The organism is Gordonia rhizosphera NBRC 16068 (assembly GCF_000298195.1).
Taxonomy (GTDB): domain Bacteria; phylum Actinomycetota; class Actinomycetes; order Mycobacteriales; family Mycobacteriaceae; genus Gordonia; species Gordonia rhizosphera.
On record NZ_BAHC01000036.1, the window covers coordinates 1 to 19676 of the forward strand.

Consider the following 19676-nt stretch of genomic DNA (forward strand, 5'->3'; position numbering starts at 1 on the left):
CGGACGATCGTCCATCTTGACGAACATCATCCATAGTGTTCATCATAGTGGTCATGCGTTCGTTTTGGAGAACACTTAATGCGGAGACGTGTCGCACCGTCGCGGTGATGAGTGCCTCCGTGCTGGTCATCGGCGCGTCCTACGGCGTAGCCGCGCATGGGGCCGGCCTGCAGTGGTGGCAGATCCTCACCATCGCGACCGTCGTCCTCGCCGGGTCGTCGGAGTTCGTCTTCATCGGCATCTTGGCCGCCGGTGGCGCCCCGATCCTGGGCGCGCTCGCCGGGATTCTGGTGAACACCCGCAACTTCGGATACGGACTCGCCGTCGGCAGACACCTCGATGGCGGGCCGCGCCTGCTGCTCGGTGCGCACCTGATCAACGACGAAACCGCCGCGATCGCCGCCGGCCACACCGACGCACGCCGCGCACGGTCCGCGTTCTTTCTCTGCGGCGCAGGGGTTTTGGTCAGCTGGCCACTCGGCTCGGTACTCGGGTCGGCCATCGGCGAAGTGGTGGCACACCCCGAGTGGCTCGGTCTCGACGCCGCGTTCCCGGCCCTGCTGGCCGCGCTGGCAGTTCCCGCGCTGCGGGACCGCACGACGCTGACCGCTGCCCTCGTCGGCGGCGGGATCGCCGTCGCGGCGTCCCCGGTTCTGCCGGCGGGTCTGCCAATCCTGATGGCGTTGGCCGGTCCGGCCGCCGTGGAGGTCATTCGCCGGCGACGCCGGGACCGGCAGGCACCCTCGCGCGAGGATGCCGGCCCGCTGACGGTCCCGGAGGTCGCCCGATGAGCGGCCTGGACCTGTTCGCCGGTGTCGCCCTTCTCGCCGGTGGCACCTACGTGATCCGGTTGGCGGGTCCGGCACTACGTCGACGCGTCGAGGTTTCCGAGCAGACGGCGGCACTGCTCGACCGCGCCGCCATCGTTCTGCTGGTCGGGGTCGCCCTGACCGGGGCGCTGTTCGTGGGCCAGGACTTCGCCGGGTGGGCCCGGCCCGCCGGAGTCGCCATCGGTGTGGGCGCCGCCCTGTGCCGGGCTCCCCTCGTTGTCGTCATCGTCCTCGCCGCGGCGGTCGCCGCCGGTCTGCGTGCGGCCGGGGTGCCGTAGAGCACCCGGTGCCGTAGGCGCCCGGCGCCGCAAGGCACCCGGGGTGCCGCAAAGCGCCCGGGGTGCCGTAGGAGGCCTCCCTACCGAGCGGCCGGGGCACCGCGGCGCGCCGAGCGCTGGCCGGAGTGTCCGCTGCGCTGGCGACTGGCCGGTCGCCGACCGTTGCCCGAGTGTTCGCCCGTCGAGTGCGCCGCTGTCGCCCGGCCGGAGCCGCGCTGGCGCTGACCGGACGCGGTCTCCCGACGTCCGTCTGCGGAACGTCGCTCGGCGGGACGTCCGTCGGTCGAACGGCCCCGTCCGTCCGCCGAGCGACCGCGTCGCGGTGACGATTTCCGGGCGGTCGGCGCGGCGACAGGCTTCTCCTGCGGCGCGACGAAATCCGCGCGCGGGCCGACGAGAGCATCGACGTGGGCCGAAGCAGCGGTCACCGGTGTGGGCGCCACCTTGATGCCGGCCTTGCGCAGCAGCCCGGCGAGGTCTCGCCGCTGGTCCGGCAGGCAGACGGTGACCACGTCACCGGCGCTGCCCGCACGGGCCGTGCGGCCCGAACGATGCAGGTACGCCTTGTGTTCGGCGGGCGGGTCGACGTGGACAACGAGTTCGACGTCGTCCACGTGCACGCCGCGGGCCGCGACGTCGGTGGCCACCAGGACCCGCACGTCGGCGCCGCCGAAGGCCTTCAGGTTCCGATCACGTTGGGCCTGACTGAGATTGCCGTGCAGGTCGACCGCCGGAATGCCGCTGTCGCTGAGTTTGCGGGCCAGCTTGCGGGCCTGATGTTTGGTGCGGGTGAACAGGATTCGACGTCCACGACCGGACGCGAGCTCCTGCACCAGGGCGTTCTTCTCGCCGGGAGAGACCTCGTAGACGTGATGGGTCATCTGCACCGGCGCCGTCGTCTCCTCGGTGGAGTGCATTTTCGGCTGGTCCAGGAATCGCTTGGCCACCTTGTCGACCCCGTTGTCGAGGGTCGCGGTGAACAGCATGCGCTGGCCGTCGTGCGGGGTGGCGGCGAGAATCCGGGTCACGCCGGGCAGGAAGCCCAGATCGGCCATGTGATCGGCCTCGTCGAGGACGGTGATCTCCACCTCGTCGAGCCGCACGATCCCCTGGCGCATCAGGTCCTCGAGTCGTCCGGGGCAGGCGACAACGATGTCGACGCCGCGACGGAACGCCTCCTCCTGGCGGTTCTGTTTCACACCACCGAAGACGGTGGTCACGGTGAGGTTCATCGCGCGGGCCAGCGGGGTGACGACGCCGGCGATCTGGGTGGCGAGTTCGCGGGTCGGGGCCAGGATCAGCCCCGTCGGAGCGCCGGGCTTACGGGTCACGCCGATCTCGGCGAGCCCGGCGACCAGTGGGATGGCGAAGGCCAGCGTCTTGCCGGAGCCGGTCTTACCGGAACCGATGACGTCGTCACCGGCCAGCGTGTCGCCCAGCGTCTCGGCCTGGATACGAAATGGTTCGGTCTTGCCGTCGGCGGCAAGAACATTCACGAGTTCGGCGGGCACGCCGAGGGAAGCAAAGGTAACGGACAACGTCCCGTTCTTTCTGTGGTGGACACGGCGCACGGCAGCACTCGGACGGCCCGCGCTGTGTCGAATGGCGAAGACGCATGTGTGCGTGTTCGTTCGCCGTATGAAGTCAAAGACCAGGCGCGTGTCGCCTGTCGAAGAAGCGTTCTACGACGCGTTGACGGCACCCTTGGGGTGCATCAATACCGCCAACACTACGCGAGGGCACACAGAGCGGCCAAATCACAGTGACGGACGTCATGCCGCACCGTCGGCCCCCGGCAGCTCACGCTCCCCGCCTTTGCCCGGGCAGGCGGTCGGCATGAGTTCGCCCCTGACCGACGACCGGTGTGCGCCGCCCAAGGCCCGGTCGGCTGGCCGTTCAGTTACGCGCCGTCAGCCGGGTCGACGAGTAACAACCGACGAAAACCACGAATCGTTCAGTTCTGACACGGTCGAGGTGTCGAGTCCGTCGCCCCGCCGTTCACCGCCGCGACAGAGCGAGCTGCATCAGCTCGCCGATCGCCCCGACGCGCTCGTCGCGGCCCACGCCGCGAGCCTGCACGGTCATCACCAGAAATGCCAGCATGATCGTCTCGACCGCGAGCGCGACCCGGTCGCGATCGATGTCCATCCGCACTCGTCCCACCTCTTGCCCCTTGCGCAGGCTGACCGCCACCGTTGCACGCAGCCGCGTCGAGAACTCGCCCGCGACGATGCGGCTCATGAGTTCGGGTTCCGCACCGCCTAGCACCCGCGCCACCAGCGGATACTCCGGCAGGTGCTTGACCACGTCGTTCAGCACCGCGTTCCAGTACCCGTCGCCGACGGCCTGCGGTTCCCGCCCGATGATGGCGTCTCCCAGGCGACCGGCCTCCCGGTCGAACGCCGCGAGGAACACCTCCTCCTTGCCGGCGAAATGGAAGTAGACCGCCGACGGCGTGATGGCCACCTCCCGGGCGATCGCAGCCAGCGACGTCTGCCGGTATCCGTGTTCGGCGAACCTGTGCGCGGCGACATCGAGTAGGCGTTCCCTGGTCGAGTGCTCCGGAAAGTCCGTCGGGGCGCCAAGCGTCATAGCGTAACGATAGCGAACCGCGACCGCGCGATACGCCAGTCACGAGAGCGGTTTGACCGAAATCTGAGAGTTGAACATATGAATGTTTTGTTCAACTATTGGGTGGTCGTCGAAAGGACATCGTATGTGCTTCCGGACTCGGGATCGTCGTTGGCAAAGACGCGTCGGAGCGGGCATCGCGACGTTGGTCCTGGCGGGAGGAGTGGTAGCCCCCGCAGCTTCCGCCGAACCCCGGCTGCCCACGATGCCGGTGGGCACGTTCGACTACACCGTCAACGTCAACAAGCCGGACGGGTCCGCCGCCCGGGTCTTCTACACGACCGGCCAGGCCGCCGCGGTCCCCTTCGTGATCAACCAGCCGGGGCTCGATCAGATCGGCCAGGCGAACATCATCGCGGACAAGTCCGGCAAGATCGTGTACCGCTACACACCCCCGAGGGGACAGTCCGTTGCGAACTTCCGCACCCAGATCTACCAGGGCCGCAAGGTCCTGACCTGGTGGCAGGGCACCGGAGCCGCCGGCCACGGCGCAGGCGTGGACTACATCGCCGACATCAACGGGCACGTCATCAAGACCGTGACGCCCGGTGACGGTCTGCATTCGGATGTGCACGAGTTCCGTCTGACCCCCGATGGACGCGCGCTGATCACCTCGTATGTGCCGGTGAAGGCCGATCTCACCTCGGTCGGTGGACCGCGTGACGGGGTCATGCTCGACTGCGTCGCAGCGGTGGTCGACGTCGCCACGAATCGGGTACTCACGCATTGGTCGGCCCTCGAGCACATTCCGGTCGCCGCGTCGAGCTCGCGCCCCAACGGACTGGGCGACATCGTGCGCGGCAGCGAATACGACCCGTATCACATGAACTCGATCGCGCTGGGCTCCGATGGTGACCTGCTGATCTCGTTCCGCAACCTCAACGCCATCTACGACGTCGACATGGCGACCGGGAAGATCAGGTGGCGCCTGGGCGGCAAGCATCCGGACTTCGCGATGGGCCCGGGCACGTCGATGTTCGGCCAGCACGACGCCGAGTTCGCCGACGCCTCGACAGTCCGCTTCTTCGACAACAACATCGACGTCTACAACCAGCAGGGCGAGTCAGCTATCAAGTGGATTCGGATCGACCCCCGCAAGCACACCGCCATACTGGTTCGCGCACAACACCATCCCGCCGATATTGCCAGCGCTGCGATGGGGAACGCCCAGGCGCTGCCGAGGGGATTCACCGCCGGCAGTTGGGGAATGGCTCCGCACATCTCCGAGTTCTCCCCGACCGGCAAGTTGGTCTACGACGCGACACTTCCGGTCGGGACCTACCGCGCATACATGGATACCTGGCCGTGACCGTCAGGTGACCGGCAGGCGATAACCGAAAACAACCCCAAGTCGGAATCGCGTTCTGAACTGGGGTTGTTTCTGTGGAGCCGAGAGGGTTTCGAACGCAAACGCCGCGCCGGCCCCGATTCACACCTGTTGAGGCCTGCCAGCGACTACGATCACCTCGACCGAGCGTCCCTGCAGCGCCTCGTTGGGAGGACACGATGCAGAAGAAGACTCAGCGGCGTGGACGGAACATTTGTGCCGCCCTGTTGATGGCAGGAATTGTCGGGATCTCGACCACCTTCACTCCGGTGGCGACCGCCGAACCACAACAGCCCAGCCTGCCCTTCGGCACGCCGTGGTACACCGTCTGGGTCAACAAACCGAACGGCCATTCCGGGTATGTCTTCTACACCACCGGGATGGCGGTCGCACTCCCGGTCCCGATCGACACGTCCGCGTTCGACCAGCTCCGACCGGCCAACATCATCGCCGACAAATCCGGTCGCGAAGTGTGGCGCTACACCCCGCCGAACGGAAAGCTGGTCGCCGACTTCCGCCCCCAGACCTATCGGGGCCGCAAGGTGCTCACCTGGTGGGAGGGCGACGGAACCAACGGGATCGGCTCGGGCGTGCACTACATCGCAGACCTCCGCGGCCGCGTCATCAAGACGGTCCGGCCGGGCGCCGGATTGACTTCAGACCTCCATGAGTTCCAGCTCACACCCGATGGGCGCGCCCTGATCATCTCCTACGTACCGGTCCGTGCCGACCTCACCGCGGTCGGCGGGCCGAGCAACGGAACGCTGTTCGACTGCGTCGCCTCGGTGGTCGACGTCGCATCCGGGAAGGCACTGATGCGCTGGTCAACGCGGGCCCACATCCCGCTGACCGAATCGACGATGCCCCTCGGCCCCGGCAGCACCACCTACGACGCGTACCACATGAATTCGGTCGCGCTCGATCCTTCCGGAGACCTGCTCATCTCGTTCCGGAATCTCGATGCCGTTGTTGGCGTCGACATTCAGAGCGGGAGGGTGAAATGGCAACTGGGCGGCAAACACCCCACTCTTGCCATGGGGCCGGGGACCTCCATCGCAGGCCAGCACGACGCCGAGTTCACCGACGCCCACACGATCCGCGTCTTCGACAACAACGAGGCCGGCAACAACCAGCTCGGCTACTCGCGTATCAAGTGGATCCGGATCGATCCCGCACGACGTACCGCCCGCCTGGTCCGCGCCACGACGCATCCCGCCGGTCTGGCGAGTCTGGCGATGGGCAACTCCCAGGGCTTGGCCAACGGCGGTGTCTTCGGCAGTTGGGGCACGTCGCCGCACATCGCCGAGTTCTCCCGCTCGGGCGAACTCGTCTACGAGGCGACGCTCCCGGTCGGGACGTATCGGGCATATCTCGCCGACTGGCCGTGAGTTCGCGGCCGCCTCTGGTGGACTCGCGAGTAGGGGCGGACAATCAAAACTTGTCACGATACCAAATCCGCGAGGAGGCCGGAACATGTCGTGGAATGTCAAGGGAACATATATCGAAACCTGTTCATGCGAGTTCTTCTGCCCGTGCAACTTCAACCTGGCCGGCGGTGCAGACTACGACCGTTGCCGCGTGGTGTTCGTATTCAACATCACCGAGGGTGAGGTGACGGGCACCGATGTCGGCGGCCTGGTCGTGGCGCTCGTCGCCGATGCGCCGAAGATCATGACCGAGGGCAACTGGAGAGTGGGCGCCGTCATCGACGCCAAGGCGTCCGATGAGCAGGCCGAGAAACTGCAGGGCGTCTTCGGCGGGCAGCTCGGTGGACCGATGGAGGCCCTGGCGCCGCTGATCGGCGAGCATCTAGGAATGCAGCGGGCGCCCATCGAGGTGCACGAGGAGGGACTGACCCATTCGGTCAAGATCGGTGACGCGGTGGACTTCGAGATCCAGGATGTCGTGCCGTTCGGCGTAGAAACGGGGAAACCGGCGAAGGTCGTCGGGATCTTCCATCCCGCCGGTTCGGAGATGACTGTGTCCAAGGCGACGCGGGCGACCGTCGACATGTTCGGCATCGCCTACGAGGGCAAGTCGGGCGTGTCGATCGAACAGTTCGCCTGGGCGGCCTGAGGAGATGGCAACTGCCGCCGGCCATGCGCATCGGGGGCATGCGGATGCGGAGCAGGGCCTGCGGCCGGCCTTCTCGGCGGCGCGCGTCCGGGTCGGGCTCGTCGTGCTGCTGTTCGCGCTCGCCGTGCTCGCCTGGTGGTGGACGGTCGATCAGATGCGCGGCATGGACGCCGGTCCGGGCACCGCACTCGGCACCCTCGGCTGGTTCCTGCTCGTCTGGCTGGTGATGATGGCCGCGATGATGCTGCCGTCGGTGTGGCCGACGGTGGCGTTGTATTCGCGGATGACGAAGCAGCGGTCGCCGGTGGCCCCTCTGGTGTTTACATTGGGCTACCTGCTGACCTGGACCGCGTCCGGACTCCTGGCCTATGCCGTCGCCGAGGCGGGACGATGGCTGCTCGGTGACACCCTGTCCTGGGACAGCGCCGGACGCTGGGTGGCCGGCGGCATCCTCGTCGTGGCGGCCGTCTACCAGTTCACCCCGGCAAAGACCGCCTGCCTGCGGCACTGCCGCAGTCCTCTCGGCGTCCTGCTCGGCCATTGGCGTGCCGGCCTGTCCGGGGCGTTGCGCATGGGCGCCGCGCACGGCATGTGGTGTCTGGGCTGTTGCTGGGCACTGATGGCGTCGCTGTTTGCACTGGGGATCATGAGCATCACCTGGATGGCGTTCGTCACCGCGCTGATCACGGTCGAGAAACTGTTGCCGTGGCGCCGGGTCGCGACATACGGCACCGCCGCGGTGCTACTGGTGCTGGGGGTACTGGTGGCAACCGCCCCGGAATCCGTTCCTGGCCTGACGATTCCGGGTCAGGTGCAGATGAGCGACATGAACATGTAGCCGCAACCGTTCTTCCCCCGCGTTTGTGAAGGTCCCCAGTTGCCATTCGGTGGACGGTCACGGGCGTGGCGGAAGAACTTGGTGATGGGCGTCCCCAGCGGCAGTCAGCCCAGATCCCGGATCCTCTTTACAGCGTTCTGAGTCATCGTCTGCGCTGATATAGCCGTTCGCCGACGTGGCGTCAGCATGCGCCGAGGCTGAATGTTCATTGTGTCGACGCCGCGACGTGTCGCCTTCGCGTGTGCGCTCCGCATTGTCGTCACTTTCATGAGCCAACTCTATCTCCCGCAGTAGCCGCTCGCCGTGGACCGGCAGGTGTCGTCAAGTCAGGTGGACCAGCACAACATCTTCGACGCTGGTTCCATCGATCCGGTTCCAATCCGTGGAGTCGAACTCGCTTCAGAAATCGCGCTGGCTGGGGGGAAACGCCCAGATTGACGACGTGCGGCGCGAAGTACGCGCACTGACCCGCGGACACGCGAGTGAAGTCGACGGCGTTGACACGGCAGCAGTTCTTCCCCCGCGTCTGTGACCGTCCCCCGAATGCTTTCGGAGGACGGTCGCAGGTGTGGAGCAAGAACTTCCGGATGCGTGGCCGATGACGACAGAACCCGACGTCGACCTCAGGATTCGTTCTCGAACTCATCGAGAAGCCGCTCAAGCACCGGGATGAGGGCCGGCACGTCTGTTGTCGCCGCGGTCCATACCATCAAGCTGTCAACCTGCACATATCCGTGAACAAAGATGTTCCGCATGCCAATGATCTTGTGTAGGTGAGGTATTCGCTCGGCCAGACTCTCGTCTACACGGCGCAGGTTGCGGAGGGCTTCGCCGACGATCTCGATTTGCCGTTCGGTCGCAGACTCATAGAGTAGGGCGCCGGCATACCGCTCAAACGGTATCGCGGCGACGATCTGCGACACGTTCTGCGCCGCGTTGAGCGCGTCCCAAACATAGGCCGCGGAGCCGAAGTCAGGCCGTGTAGACATCTTTGGCGCTGTCGAAAGCCGACCTCGCGAAGTAGGGATTCTTCACCGCACTCGCCATGACGAGGTCGACCTTGCGACCGACGATCTTCTCAAGCGCAGCTCTGAGGTCAAAGTAGTCATGGAAGACGTTGACGCGGCCGGCCTTGAACTCCACAAGGAAGTCGACGTCGCTCTTCACAGGATCGAAGTTGCCCGTGATCACCGAACCGAAAACCCTGAGCCGCGCAACCCCGTAACGATCGCACGCACCAGCGATCGCATCGAGATCGAGAGGTATCGCGGTCCTCATAGGCCAAGTGTCCCAGATTCGGGCACGGGTGCGAGTCTTACGCTCGGGTCCGCTGGTGCGAGCCACCAGTTCGATTCCTCACCCTGACCACCCGAGATGTGGAGCCAAAGGGAATCGAACTCACTTCAGAAATCGCGCCGACTGGGAAACACCGAGACTGACGACGTGAAAACGACGCGAACATACACGAATGAGCTGCGGAAACGCGAAGGGTGTTGACGGCGGCTTCTTGCAATGGGATGCCGGGGAGAGTGAACTTGAGGATGTTCGGCCCTCGCCAGGCGGTTGGTGCGAAGCGACACTCGGGTCATCCAGATGCTCGCAGCAATCGGCGCTTTCCAGAGAGGACAACGCACATGGCTGAGCATGCAATAAGGCGACACCAGCCGCACCAGAAGGAGCAGGCGGCAATGAACGCGACTGGGGCGAGGATCGAGGTCCTCACCTGCGATCCGCGGCGGAAAGTCGTCATCGTGCCCGGTTGCCACATCGATTCCTTGCGCGACGAGGAGAATGCCTACTTCTTCCAGGCCGGCGACACGTTGGTCGGGATGGTTGTCGAGGGCGGCACGGTTGAGTACCACCCCGCCGACCACACTTATGTGGTCCGGCTGGCTGACGGACAGCACGCCGCGGACTGACTTTTGCGGGATCAATAGACACCGACGGAGTGGCCGGCGATTGACATGGTGACGGTGCTGCTGGGCGGGGACGTCATGCTCGGCCGTGGCGTCGATCAGATTCTGCCCCATCCCGGCGATCCGGAACTACGCGAGCCGGTTGTGACCGACGCGCGACGATATGTCCGTTTGGCCGAGCGCGCGAACGGGCCCATCCCGAGCCCCGTGGATTGGCAGTGGCCATGGGGTGACGTGCCGGCACTCCTCGACGATGCCGCTCCGGACGTTCGCCTGATCAACCTGGAGACCACGATCACGGTCGGCAGCGACTTCGCAGACCGCAAGATGGTGTGTTATCGGATGCACCCGGACAACGTGCCCGCGCTGACGGCGTTGCGGCCCGACGTGTGCGCGTTGGCCAACAACCACATCCTCGACTTCGGCTACCAAGGGCTGAACGACACGCTCGCGACCCTCGCCCGAGCGGGAATCCAGGGCGCGGGGGCCGGTGTCGACCTGACCGCCGCCCGCCGCCCGGCAGTGGTAGCGGTTGACGACAACCATCGAATCCTGATCGCCTCGGTGGCAATGACATCGGCCGGGGTTCCCGAATCGTGGGCCGCACACCGCGACCGAGCCGGTGTCTGGTTGATCTCGCGTCCGTGGCAGCGTGACGCCACCGACGACCTGGCGTCACAGCTTCTGGCGCACCGGCGTGACGGCGATATCGCAATCGTCTCGGTGCACTGGGGATCCAATTGGGGCTATGCGATCGCGCCCAGCGACGTCGAGTTCGCGCACCGACTGATCGACGCCGGCGTCGACATGGTTCACGGACACTCCTCACACCATCCCCGCCCGATCGAGATCTACCGCAGCCGACCCATCCTGTACGGCTGCGGCGATGTCATCGATGACTACGAGGGCATCGGCAGGCACGAATCCTTCCGCAGTGACCTCCGACTGCTGTACTCGGCGTCCATCGATCCCGCCGGCCCGGAACTGATTTCGCTGCAGATGATTCCGCTACGTGTGCGGCAGATGCGACTCGAGCGTGTCTCCCACGCCGATGCCGAATGGCTACGAAAGACCATGGAGCACACCAGCCACCAATTCAAGATTCGTGTCGCCCTTCGATCCGAGGACCTCTTGGAGGTCGAGTCTCCCAAATGACGTCCATCGCCAGGACTGTCGCGCGACGGTGAGGCGGCAGTCGCGGGCAAGCGCGGGTAACCGTGGCCAATGAGGTCCTTGACGATCGAGTCGGTGTCGGACGCCAATTCTGGTGGGTGGGGGATCGCCCGGAAAGCCCGTTGGCATAGTGGTCCGAGCGGTCACCGCGTACGCTTTCGACGATGATCCGCAGTGTGGGGCCGACGGGTCCGGTCAAGGTTCTCGGGCTGGTGGGGTGGCAGCTCAGGTACGACCTGTTGGCGGTGGTGGTGATTGCCGCCATCCTGCTGCCGCTTCCAGACACCGTCGATCCGGAAGACTACGACGCCATCTTGGCCACTGCCGGCATCGTAACGTCGATCTTCGTCGGGTTCCGCAACATGAACGCCTACCAGCGTTGGTGGGAGGCACGCACGCTGTGGGGTGCGGTCATCAACGACTGTCGGGCCATGCACAACGGGCTGTCCGCGGTCGACACCGGGTCGGCCGATATTGCACCGGTCCTCGACCGCATGCGGCACCGTCAGGTCCGCCACGCCTGGCAGTTGGCCGCTGAACTGCGCGGTATCGCGCCGTTGCCCGGGGTCGTCGACCTCACCGAGGACCCACCTGGCGCAACCGCCACCGATCTGCTCAACCGTCAGGCACAGGATGTTCAATGGCTTTCCGCGGGCGATTACATCGACGGCCCGGCCCGGGTGATGCTGATGTCGGTCAACACCGGCCTGGTGGCGTCGCAGGGTGGATTGGAGCGCATCCGCAATCAGCCCATCCCGACCCACTACGACATGTTCGTCCGCGGCCTGGCGTGGGTGTTCGCGCTCGTGGCGTTCAACCTCCTCCATGTCGCCGACCATTTCGTCGGCAGCATCTTCCTGGGCCTGGTCTTCATGGCTCTGTTCGTCTCTGCGGAACGGTTGGGCTTCTTCCTCGAGCGGCCGATGAACAACAGCGTGTTCGATCTGCCGATGTACCGGTTCTGCGGCACCATCACCGGCAATCTGCTCGGCAGTGGACAGCCCCTGGCTGCGCCCAGGCAGAGCGACAAAGCCACCGTCTGGTGGTGAGTACGCTCAGAATCTCAGCACCACAACAGTCCAGTGAGCTGCGCGACCTGCGCGCCAGCTCAGGCCCACGCCGGTGACTTGTGCGATGCGTGGTGTCGCGCTGTCAGAAGTCGAATCTGGTCGTGCCAAGGGCAGTGTCGTAGCCGAGGTGGATCCGGTTCAGGGCAAACGGGATGTTCCGGTGATGTGTTCGCCGTCGTGCCGGAGACTGTGGGAGTTCGTGGCGTTGGTCGTGTACGAGTACAGCAGCGTCGTTCCGGCGGGAGCGCAGCACGAGATCTTGGCGACCGACGGCACGCTGGCCGGCAGCGTCGACGGATGGTCCCGAAGACACCACCGGAATCGATCAGGAGCCAGAGCAATTCGGATTCGCCGTTGGCCTTGATCACCCCGAAAGTATGGACTGACGTCCATCGCCGGAGGACTGTAAGCGCTGATACCTGGACAGTGCGAACTGGCCGTGGTCACCGAATATTCGGCGGCCGGCCGACAGTCGTGAAGATCGAGCGCAGCGAATCGGCGACGGGCCGAGGCTGTTGCTCGGGGCGGAGCTCAGCGGGCGCATTCGAGCCTCAGTGTGTCCGTTGGAGATTCGTCTGTGGACCCCGGTTCACAGCCGGCGCTCCTGGCACTTGCACCTCCGGGGGTCAACGACACCGAAGGCACCAGGAGCCGCTCCAAACTGTGGGGTGCTTCCCCACTGCTCGCGTGACCGGCAACCGGCATCGTGGGAATAGTCCACAGACCTTCGGAAGGAGACCGAGATGTTGACCGGTCTGATGCAGAACGACTTCCCGCTGACAGTGCAGCACCTGCTCTACAGGATGAGTACGGTCCACCACAGTTCGGAAGTAGTGACGCTGTACCCCGAGGGAGTGCGGCGCACGAGCTATGGCGAGTTGGCCGGTCGGATCGCACGACTGGCCGGCGGGCTGAAGTCACTGGGCGTGGAACCGGGCGACCGGGTGGCCACGCTCTGCTGGAACACGCAGGAACACCTGGAGGCGTACTACGCTGCGCCGTGCATGGGGGCGGTGCTGCATACCCTGAATCTGAGGTTGCACCCCGACCAACTGGTTTACATCATCAACCACGCTCGGGACCGCGTGATCCTGGTGGACGACTCGTTGGTGCCGCTGCTGGCGCCGCTGGTACCCCGGCTGCCCTTGGTCGAGCGTTTCGTGGTCGTCGGTTCCGGCGAGGCCGACGGGTTGCCGGGCGCGGTGCGGTATGAGGACCTGCTGGCCGGGCAACCGGAGAAATTTGACTGGCCGACGATCGATGAGCGGTCGGCATCGAGTCTCTGCTACACCTCGGGCACAACCGGCAACCCAAAGGGTGTGCTGTACTCGCACCGGTCTACGGCGGTCTACTCGTTGCTGGCCTGCCTGCCGGACTCGTTTGGACTGCGGGCAGCGGACCGGGTCATGCCGGCCGCGCCTATGTTCCATGCGAACGCATGGGGACTGCCCTACGCCGCCGCTCTGGCTGGGGCGTCGCTGGTGCTGCCGGGGCAATTTCTACGGGGCGAGTCGCTCGCCGGGCTGATCGAGCAGGAGAGGGTGAGCGTCTCGGGCGCGGTGCCGACGATCATGACCGACCTGTTGCGTTATGCCGATGCCCACCGTCCGGATCTGTCGTCGCTGCGGCTGGTGTTGTGCGGTGGAGCCGCAGTGCCCCGGCCGCTGATGCAGGGCTTCGAAGATCGGCACGGGGTGACGGTCCTGCAGGTGTGGGGCATGACCGAATGCACCGCCGTGGTAGCGGTCAGCGTGCCACCGCCGAACACTGACGGTGAGGAACACTGGCATTACCGGGAGCAGTCCGGGCGACCGCTGCCGTTCGTGGAGGCCCGGATCGTCAACGACGTTGACACAGTCCTACCGTGGGATGGCGAGAGCACTGGCGAGCTGCAAGTACGCGGTCCAAGCATTGCCGCGGACTACCTTGACGACCCGACCAGCGGACAACGATTCAGCGGGGGCTGGCTGCGCACCGGCGATGTGGCGGCGGTCGACCCTGACGGCTTTGTGCGCCTGAGAGATCGGCGCAAGGACGTGATCAAGTCCGGTGGGGAGTGGATTTCCTCGGTCGAGTTGGAGAATGCGATCGCGGCGCACCCCCGGGTGCGGGAAGCTGCGGTCATCGCGATCCCCGACCAGCGGTGGGGCGAGCGCCCATTGGCATGCGTGGTCCGGGAGCCCGGCGTCGACGTCGGCTCAGACGAGTTGCGACGGCATCTGGGAGATTCGGTGGCCCGGTGGTGGCTGCCGGAGGCGTTCGCGTTCGTCGACGAGATTCCCAAGACCAGCGTCGGCAAGCTGAACAAGAAGGAATTGCGTCGGCGTCTGGCCGCCGCCACGTTGCCCGTCGAGCAGGTGGTGAAGCAGTCGCCTTCACCCCTTGTCGCAGGTGATCGCGGCTAGCATTGCGGGTATGGGCAACCGCTCGCAGTTGCCGCTGCGCGAGCGCGATGCCGAGTTGGCACTGCTGGGCGAAGCTCTGGCCGATGCGCTCGGCGGTCGCGGGCGCGTGGCCTTGATCCGGGGCTCGCCGGGTGTCGGAAAGACCAGACTGCTCGACGCGGTATGCGCAGATGCCGACGCAAGCGCACTGGTGTTGCGCGGGCGCGGCGGCGAACAGGAGCGTCAGCTCCCGCTCGCGGTGGTCCGGGAACTGTTCGAGCGTCCGGTCTCCCGCGCCGACACCGAGCAACGGTCGCGCCTGTTCGCCGGTGCCGCCGGCCTGGCCGCACCCGTGTTCGACTTCGGCCACGGCCAATCCTCAAGTTCCTCGTTCGCAGTCACCCACGGGCTCTACTGGCTGACCGCCAACCTCGCCGAGACGCGCCCGCTTGTGCTCGCCGTCGATGATGCGCATTGGGCCGACGACGCCTCGCAGAACTGGCTGGCCTATCTCATCCCCCGGATTGAAGGGGAATCCGTCCTTCTTGCCCTGACCGTTCGCCCTCGTGAGCTCGACCCGGCCAGCCGCCTGGCGGATGCTCTCGCTTCGTCGCCCGAGCTGGTGGTCATCGAGCCCCGTGAGCTGACCGCAGCCGCGACCGCCACAGTCGTCGAAGATCTGGCCGGCCACGCTGAGAGGGCCTTTTGCACGACGGTGCACCGCGCTACCGGGGGCAACCCGCTGCTGGTGCGCACCCTGGTGACCAGCCTGATGGCGACCGGGGTCGAGCCGACCGCCCGAAATGCTCACCGTGTCCTGGTGGCCGGCGGTGACCGGATCGGTCGGATCGTGCTACCCCGGCTGCACCACCTCGGCCCCGGCTCGGTGGCGCTCGCACGGGCGGCCGCGATCCTGGGTGAAGCCTCTTCGCTACGCGAGGTCGGCGAGCTCTCCGGGCTCGACCCCGGCGCAGCAGCGGCCGCCACGGATACGCTCGTCGCCGCGGAAATCCTTCGCCCCGACGGCTCATCCGGGTTCACCCACCCCCTGATGCGGGCCGCGGTGACGGACGAGCTGGGGCCCGGAGCGCGCTCGGAACTGCACCGCCGCGCGGCCGTTCTGCTGGCCGACTACGGGGCGGGTCCGGAGGCCATTGCCCGGCATGTCGTAGCGATGGAATCGACGGCCGAACCATGGATGGTCGGGTCGCTGCGCACGGCAGCCACACTCAGCATGGCGCGGGGAGCACCCGGAGCCGCGATCCCGTACCTTGAGCGAGCCCTCAGCGAACGGCCTACCGAGAGCGAGCGGGCCCAAATCCTGCTGGAACTCGGCTCGGCCGGCCTGCGTGCCGAAAACCCCGAGGCGACCCGGTGGTTGGAGCTCGCTGTTCGGACGGCCACGAGCGCGACACAACGTGGGCAGGCCGTGTTCGCGCTCGTCGATGCCGCCACCTATCGGGGCGAAGACTCGCCCGACGAAGTGTGGGCCGCTGCCGCTGACGCCGACGGGGACCAGCGGCTGGCCCTGGACGCTTTGCGCACCATGATGGGTTACGGCTTCTGGGACGCGCCTCCGATCCCACCGGCTCAACGTCCTCGGCGCCCGATACCAGAAGGAAAGACCTGGGCAGAATGCACTTGGCTGGCAGCCGTAGCCTTCCAGGCGCTCATGGACTGCGCACCCGCTTCGCAAGTCCTCGATCTCGCTGAACGGGCGCTCGGCGACGGAGTGCTACTCGCCGGGAACCCCGACGCGTGGGCGCATGCGTGGGCTGCGCTGTGCCTGCTCCGCGCCGGGCGCCTGTCTCACGCATTCGCCGCCGTCGACGAGGCACTCGGACACGCTCTGGGCACGGGTGCGCTGATTCAATTCGAGTGGAACTCGACGCTCCGCGCCCAGGCGCATCTTCAGCTCGGCCGGCTGACCGAAGCCGAGGCGGACATCGAAACCTCCATACAGGCCGATCACGAACACGGGTGGGTACTCGGTCGACAAGCCAAGACCGCCGTCCTCGTCGGAATCCTGGCCCAGCGCTACGGCCCGATGCGGGCCGCCGAGGTCTTGGCAGCGCGTGGCGAGGGCCCCAAAGAACGCAGACTCAGCGTGCTGGACCTGACCGAAGTGGAGGCCCGGGGGTGGCTGAACCTGGCGCTCGGTCGTCCCGAAGCGGCGCTCACCGACCTGACGGCCTGCGGGAGCCGGCTCGAGCGGTGGCACAGCCGGCGCAGCGCGGGGTTCAACTGGCGGGCCGGGGCCGCCCGCTGCCTGGCCGTACTGGGCAGGCGCGATGAAGCAGCCGCGTTGGCCGACGAACAACTCCGCGACGCCCGCGCCTTCGGGGCCGCGCCCTGGCTCGGAAGTTCACTCAGCACCGTTGGCACGGTTCTCGGCGGGGACGACGGCATCGACCTGTTACGCGAGGCGGTCGCGGTCCTCGAATCCTCCGAGGCTCGCCTCGAACATGTCCACGCCCTGCACAAACTCGGTGTCCTGCTGCGCCACAACCGCCACCCACGCGACGCGCGCGAACCACTGCGGCAAGCTCTGGATCTCGCAGTCAAGTGCGGCTCACCGATCCTGGCCGATGTCATCGCCGAGGAGCTGAAGGCCGCCGGAGCACGCCCCCGCCGCCGATCCGTCACCGGCGTCGAGGCTCTCACCGCCTCCGAGAACCGCGTCGCTCGACTGGCGGCTGACGGCATGACCAACACCGAAATCGCTCAATCCATGTTCGTCACTCGAAAAGCCGTCGAAAAGCACCTCGGCAACGCCTACCGAAAGCTCTCAATCTCTTCCCGGACTGAGCTTCCCGGCGTGCTTGCGGCAAACGGCTGACCCCCGGCAACCGGGCGGCGGATGCGAGGTCGAGATCCATTCGATGGTGACACGGACGCCTGGGGGGCGACGCGACCAACTGACGACGAAACCCCAGGCCAGAATGTGCTCTGACCTGGGGTTTCTGTTGTGGAGCTAAGGGGAATCGAACCCCTGACCTACTCGATGCGAACGAGTCGCGCTACCAACTGCGCCATAGCCCCGGGCGGTCATCGTCTGACCGGCCTTGGCCACTTTAGCAGCACCGGCCGTAGAACTCCCAAACGCCGCCCCACGCGGTCAGCCGACGCGGCGCAGGGTGTCGTCCTCACGCATGATCCGGCGCCGCTGGAACGGCGGCAGGTGGTCGAACACGGGGTCCTCGTCGTCGATCTCGAGGACGGTCGCGCCGCCCGGACGACGCAGACGCGGCGGCGGGGGCGCCGAGGCGAACTCGGGCACCGACTCCTGGCGACGGCGTCGTTCGGCCTGCTCCGCGGCGGAGCGTCGCGCCCGGGCCGCGCGCTGGGCGCGGATTCGCTGCTCGGTTGCGACCGTCCGGCGCAGGTAGGTGAGGTAGGCGAGCACCATCACCCCGGCGACACCGGTCGCGACCCATCCGACGGTGCCGAGGACGACGCCGGACACGATCGCGCCCAGCAGCAGGACCCCCAGGCCGATGAGCACCCGCTGACGCTCCTTGTACCGCAGCTGCTCACGCTTGGCGTCCGGCGAGTACACCGCCCGCCGACGACGCGCCGGTGTCGATGCCCGCGTGGGTGCCGCAGTCGACGCCTCCGGCTCGTCGTCATGGGCGTCGGCGTCGGAGGCATCCGTGACGTTGGCGTCGTCGTCGGCGTGCTGCGCGACGAAGTCCTCGTCGAGGTCGTCGAAATCGTCGTCGAACTCGTCGTCGAGGTCATGCTCGTCGTCCGAGTCGTACTCGTCGTATTCCTCGTCCTCGTAGTCGTCCTCGTACTCGTCATCGAGGTCGTGCTCGTCGCGGTCGCCGTACTCATCATCGAGGTCGTCGTCGACAGTGTCCTCGGCGTCGGCCATCTCAGCGTCTTCCGCGTCCGCGATCTCGGCATCCACGACGTCACCGAGGTCGGCTTCGTCCTCGTCGCGTTCGGGATCGACGAACTCGCCGTCCACGGTGATCTCCTCGTCGGCCTCGTCGGCACCCGTGGTGCTGTCACTCGATCCGGTGCCAGCGGTATCGGTATTGGCGCGGCCGGATTCGGCGGCCACCTCGACGTTGCCGGCGGATTCCGCGTCGGTCTCGACGGTGTCGGTGTCGGTGTCGGTGTCGACGGTCGGCGCGGCCACCGTCTCAGTAGTCGCACGCCGCACACGCGTCTGGGCCTTCGCAACCTTGGTCGCCGAATCCCCTGTCGCGGAATCATTTTCGGCTGTCACGTCGATCTCGGAGTCGGTCGCGGCCGCGCGCGTGGAGCGTCTCTTGCGGTCGGCCTTCCAGGACGGATCGTGCGGATGCGCCCCCGATGCGCGCCGGGTGCTGGTCCGTGTCCGCGTGCCACCGCGGTGCAGCAGCCGGGTCTCCTTGACCGCATCCGTGGTCTTCCGCAACGCAGGACGTCCCTTGATGACCATCGGCACCAGCACGAAAAGCCATACGACCACAAGGCAGACCCACAACACTGAGTTCGGCATGCGACTCTCCCTTCTTTTCACTCTGGTTACACGACGCCACTCCACAATCTAGGGCCGCACCGCGCCCAGCCAGCGCAGACGCGCCGGGCGACGGCCACATTCCGGGTTTCTTCGGTCGCTCTCAGCCTCAGCTAAGACACCAAGCAACGCCGCATGACACGGTGGATACCCGAGGACGTAAACCCGCTGGCAGATGCGACGCCGGACGACGGCAAAGACCCGCGAACACCGACTATCACACTGGCAGTGTGAGGGTTAGGGGTTCGAGTCCCCTTAGCTCCACCGACGAGGGACCCCCTCCGACCTGCGTCGGAGGGGGTCCCGACGTGTCGGCGCACGCTGTCGATCCCGGCTGGGTACCCACGAGAGTTCTGGGATGCGGCGCATGTCCCCGACGAGGACCCTCAGGATGAGGCAGTGCTCTCCGGTGCGCAGCGGGAAATCTCAGCGCCTTCACCGTTCAGGGCGACCGCGTGGGCCGCCCGCGGAACCGCGTGGGCATCGACGGTCCTGGTCAGCCGGATCGGCCGGGTCATTAACGCGACAAGGCTGGTCGACACCACTGCCGGGTTGAGGTGAGATGTGAGCGGTCACCGCCGGTCAGCTCAGGGCGGGCGGATCGTACTTCGGTTCGTACAGGGTGATGTCGCCCGCGCCGGGG

General features: G+C 66.5%; 16 protein-coding genes and 2 tRNA genes. 12 read left to right on the plus strand and 6 right to left on the minus strand.

The genetic code is table 11. The features are described from left to right. The first annotated feature begins 53 nt into the window (after positions 1 to 53). Both GORHZ_RS03015 and GORHZ_RS03020 read left to right on the plus strand, forming a co-directional pair. Positions 54 to 791, plus strand: coding sequence for an AzlC family ABC transporter permease (locus GORHZ_RS03015; protein WP_006330315.1), 738 nt, complete (start codon positions 54 to 56; stop codon positions 789 to 791). Next, complete coding sequence (locus GORHZ_RS03020; protein ID WP_006330316.1) at positions 788 to 1108, plus strand: AzlD domain-containing protein; 321 nt, start codon at positions 788 to 790, stop codon at positions 1106 to 1108. Before GORHZ_RS03015 ends, GORHZ_RS03020 begins: the two co-directional genes overlap by 4 nt. Positions 1109 to 1188: 80 nt before the next feature. Here the strand turns inward: GORHZ_RS03020 and GORHZ_RS03025 are convergent, their stop codons facing one another. Both GORHZ_RS03025 and GORHZ_RS03030 read right to left on the minus strand, forming a co-directional pair. After that, the gene (locus tag GORHZ_RS03025) at positions 1189 to 2646 is read right to left on the minus strand and encodes a DEAD/DEAH box helicase (protein ID WP_006330317.1); all 1458 of its coding nucleotides are present in this window, start codon (positions 2644 to 2646) and stop codon (positions 1189 to 1191) included. Positions 2647 to 3106: 460 nt separating this feature from the next. Continuing rightward, positions 3107 to 3700 carry a TetR/AcrR family transcriptional regulator gene (locus tag GORHZ_RS03030; RefSeq protein WP_006330318.1) on the minus strand — a complete coding sequence of 198 codons (594 nt, stop codon included), beginning with the start codon at positions 3698 to 3700 and terminating at the stop codon, positions 3107 to 3109. Between the two features lie 202 nt (positions 3701 to 3902). Here GORHZ_RS03030 and GORHZ_RS03035 point away from each other — a divergent pair, with 202 nt between their 5' ends. The 4 genes from GORHZ_RS03035 (at position 3903) to GORHZ_RS03050 (ending at position 7980) form a co-directional block, all read left to right on the plus strand. After that, positions 3903 to 5048, plus strand: coding sequence for an arylsulfotransferase family protein (locus GORHZ_RS03035; protein WP_245551331.1), 1146 nt, complete (start codon positions 3903 to 3905; stop codon positions 5046 to 5048). Between the two features lie 197 nt (positions 5049 to 5245). Continuing rightward, positions 5246 to 6454 carry an arylsulfotransferase family protein gene (locus GORHZ_RS03040; protein WP_006330320.1) on the plus strand — a complete coding sequence of 403 codons (1209 nt, stop codon included), beginning with the start codon at positions 5246 to 5248 and terminating at the stop codon, positions 6452 to 6454. 85 nt (positions 6455 to 6539) lie between these two features. Then, positions 6540 to 7142: a DUF1326 domain-containing protein gene (locus tag GORHZ_RS03045; RefSeq protein WP_006330321.1), complete on the plus strand. Its 603-nt coding sequence runs from the start codon at positions 6540 to 6542 to the stop codon at positions 7140 to 7142. 4 nt (positions 7143 to 7146) lie between these two features. Beyond that, positions 7147 to 7980, plus strand: a complete 834-nt coding sequence (locus GORHZ_RS03050) for a DUF2182 domain-containing protein (RefSeq protein ID WP_006330322.1) — start codon at positions 7147 to 7149, stop codon at positions 7978 to 7980. Positions 7981 to 8603: 623 nt separating this feature from the next. Here GORHZ_RS03050 and GORHZ_RS03055 read toward each other — a convergent pair. Both GORHZ_RS03055 and GORHZ_RS03060 read right to left on the minus strand, forming a co-directional pair. Continuing rightward, the gene (locus GORHZ_RS03055) at positions 8604 to 8969 is read right to left on the minus strand and encodes a HepT-like ribonuclease domain-containing protein (protein ID WP_006330323.1); all 366 of its coding nucleotides are present in this window, start codon (positions 8967 to 8969) and stop codon (positions 8604 to 8606) included. After that, positions 8953 to 9258 (minus strand): nucleotidyltransferase family protein, encoded by a 306-nt coding sequence (locus GORHZ_RS03060; protein ID WP_040529939.1) that lies wholly within the window; start codon positions 9256 to 9258, stop codon positions 8953 to 8955. The genes GORHZ_RS03055 and GORHZ_RS03060 overlap by 17 nt, the downstream gene beginning before the upstream one ends. Before the next feature lie 356 nt (positions 9259 to 9614). Here GORHZ_RS03060 and GORHZ_RS03065 point away from each other — a divergent pair, with 356 nt between their 5' ends. The 5 genes from GORHZ_RS03065 to GORHZ_RS03085 all read left to right on the plus strand — a co-directional run bounded on the left by GORHZ_RS03065 (position 9615) and on the right by GORHZ_RS03085 (position 17362). Further along, on the plus strand, positions 9615 to 9899 hold the full coding sequence (locus GORHZ_RS03065; RefSeq protein ID WP_006330325.1) for a hypothetical protein: 285 nt from the start codon (positions 9615 to 9617) through the stop codon (positions 9897 to 9899). Between the two features lie 45 nt (positions 9900 to 9944). Then, complete coding sequence (locus tag GORHZ_RS03070; protein WP_006330326.1) at positions 9945 to 11051, plus strand: CapA family protein; 1107 nt, start codon at positions 9945 to 9947, stop codon at positions 11049 to 11051. Positions 11052 to 11233: 182 nt separating this feature from the next. Continuing rightward, entirely contained in the window at positions 11234 to 12118 is an 885-nt protein-coding gene (locus GORHZ_RS03075) for a bestrophin family protein (protein ID WP_006330327.1), read from the plus strand. A gap of 779 nt (positions 12119 to 12897) precedes the next feature. Beyond that, entirely contained in the window at positions 12898 to 14544 is a 1647-nt protein-coding gene (locus GORHZ_RS03080; RefSeq protein WP_157205043.1) for a long-chain fatty acid--CoA ligase, read from the plus strand. Between the two features lie 10 nt (positions 14545 to 14554). Further along, positions 14555 to 17362, plus strand: coding sequence for a helix-turn-helix transcriptional regulator (locus GORHZ_RS03085; RefSeq protein ID WP_040529942.1), 2808 nt, complete (start codon positions 14555 to 14557; stop codon positions 17360 to 17362). A gap of 130 nt (positions 17363 to 17492) precedes the next feature. Here GORHZ_RS03085 and GORHZ_RS03090 read toward each other — a convergent pair. Next, positions 17493 to 17565, minus strand: a tRNA-Ala gene (locus GORHZ_RS03090). Between the two features lie 76 nt (positions 17566 to 17641). Then, positions 17642 to 19015, minus strand: a complete 1374-nt coding sequence (gene sepX / locus GORHZ_RS03095; protein WP_006330330.1) for a divisome protein SepX/GlpR — start codon at positions 19013 to 19015, stop codon at positions 17642 to 17644. Between the two features lie 173 nt (positions 19016 to 19188). Here sepX and GORHZ_RS30700 point away from each other — a divergent pair. Further along, a tRNA-Ala gene (locus tag GORHZ_RS30700) sits at positions 19189 to 19297 on the plus strand. Positions 19298 to 19676: the final 379 nt, after the last annotated feature.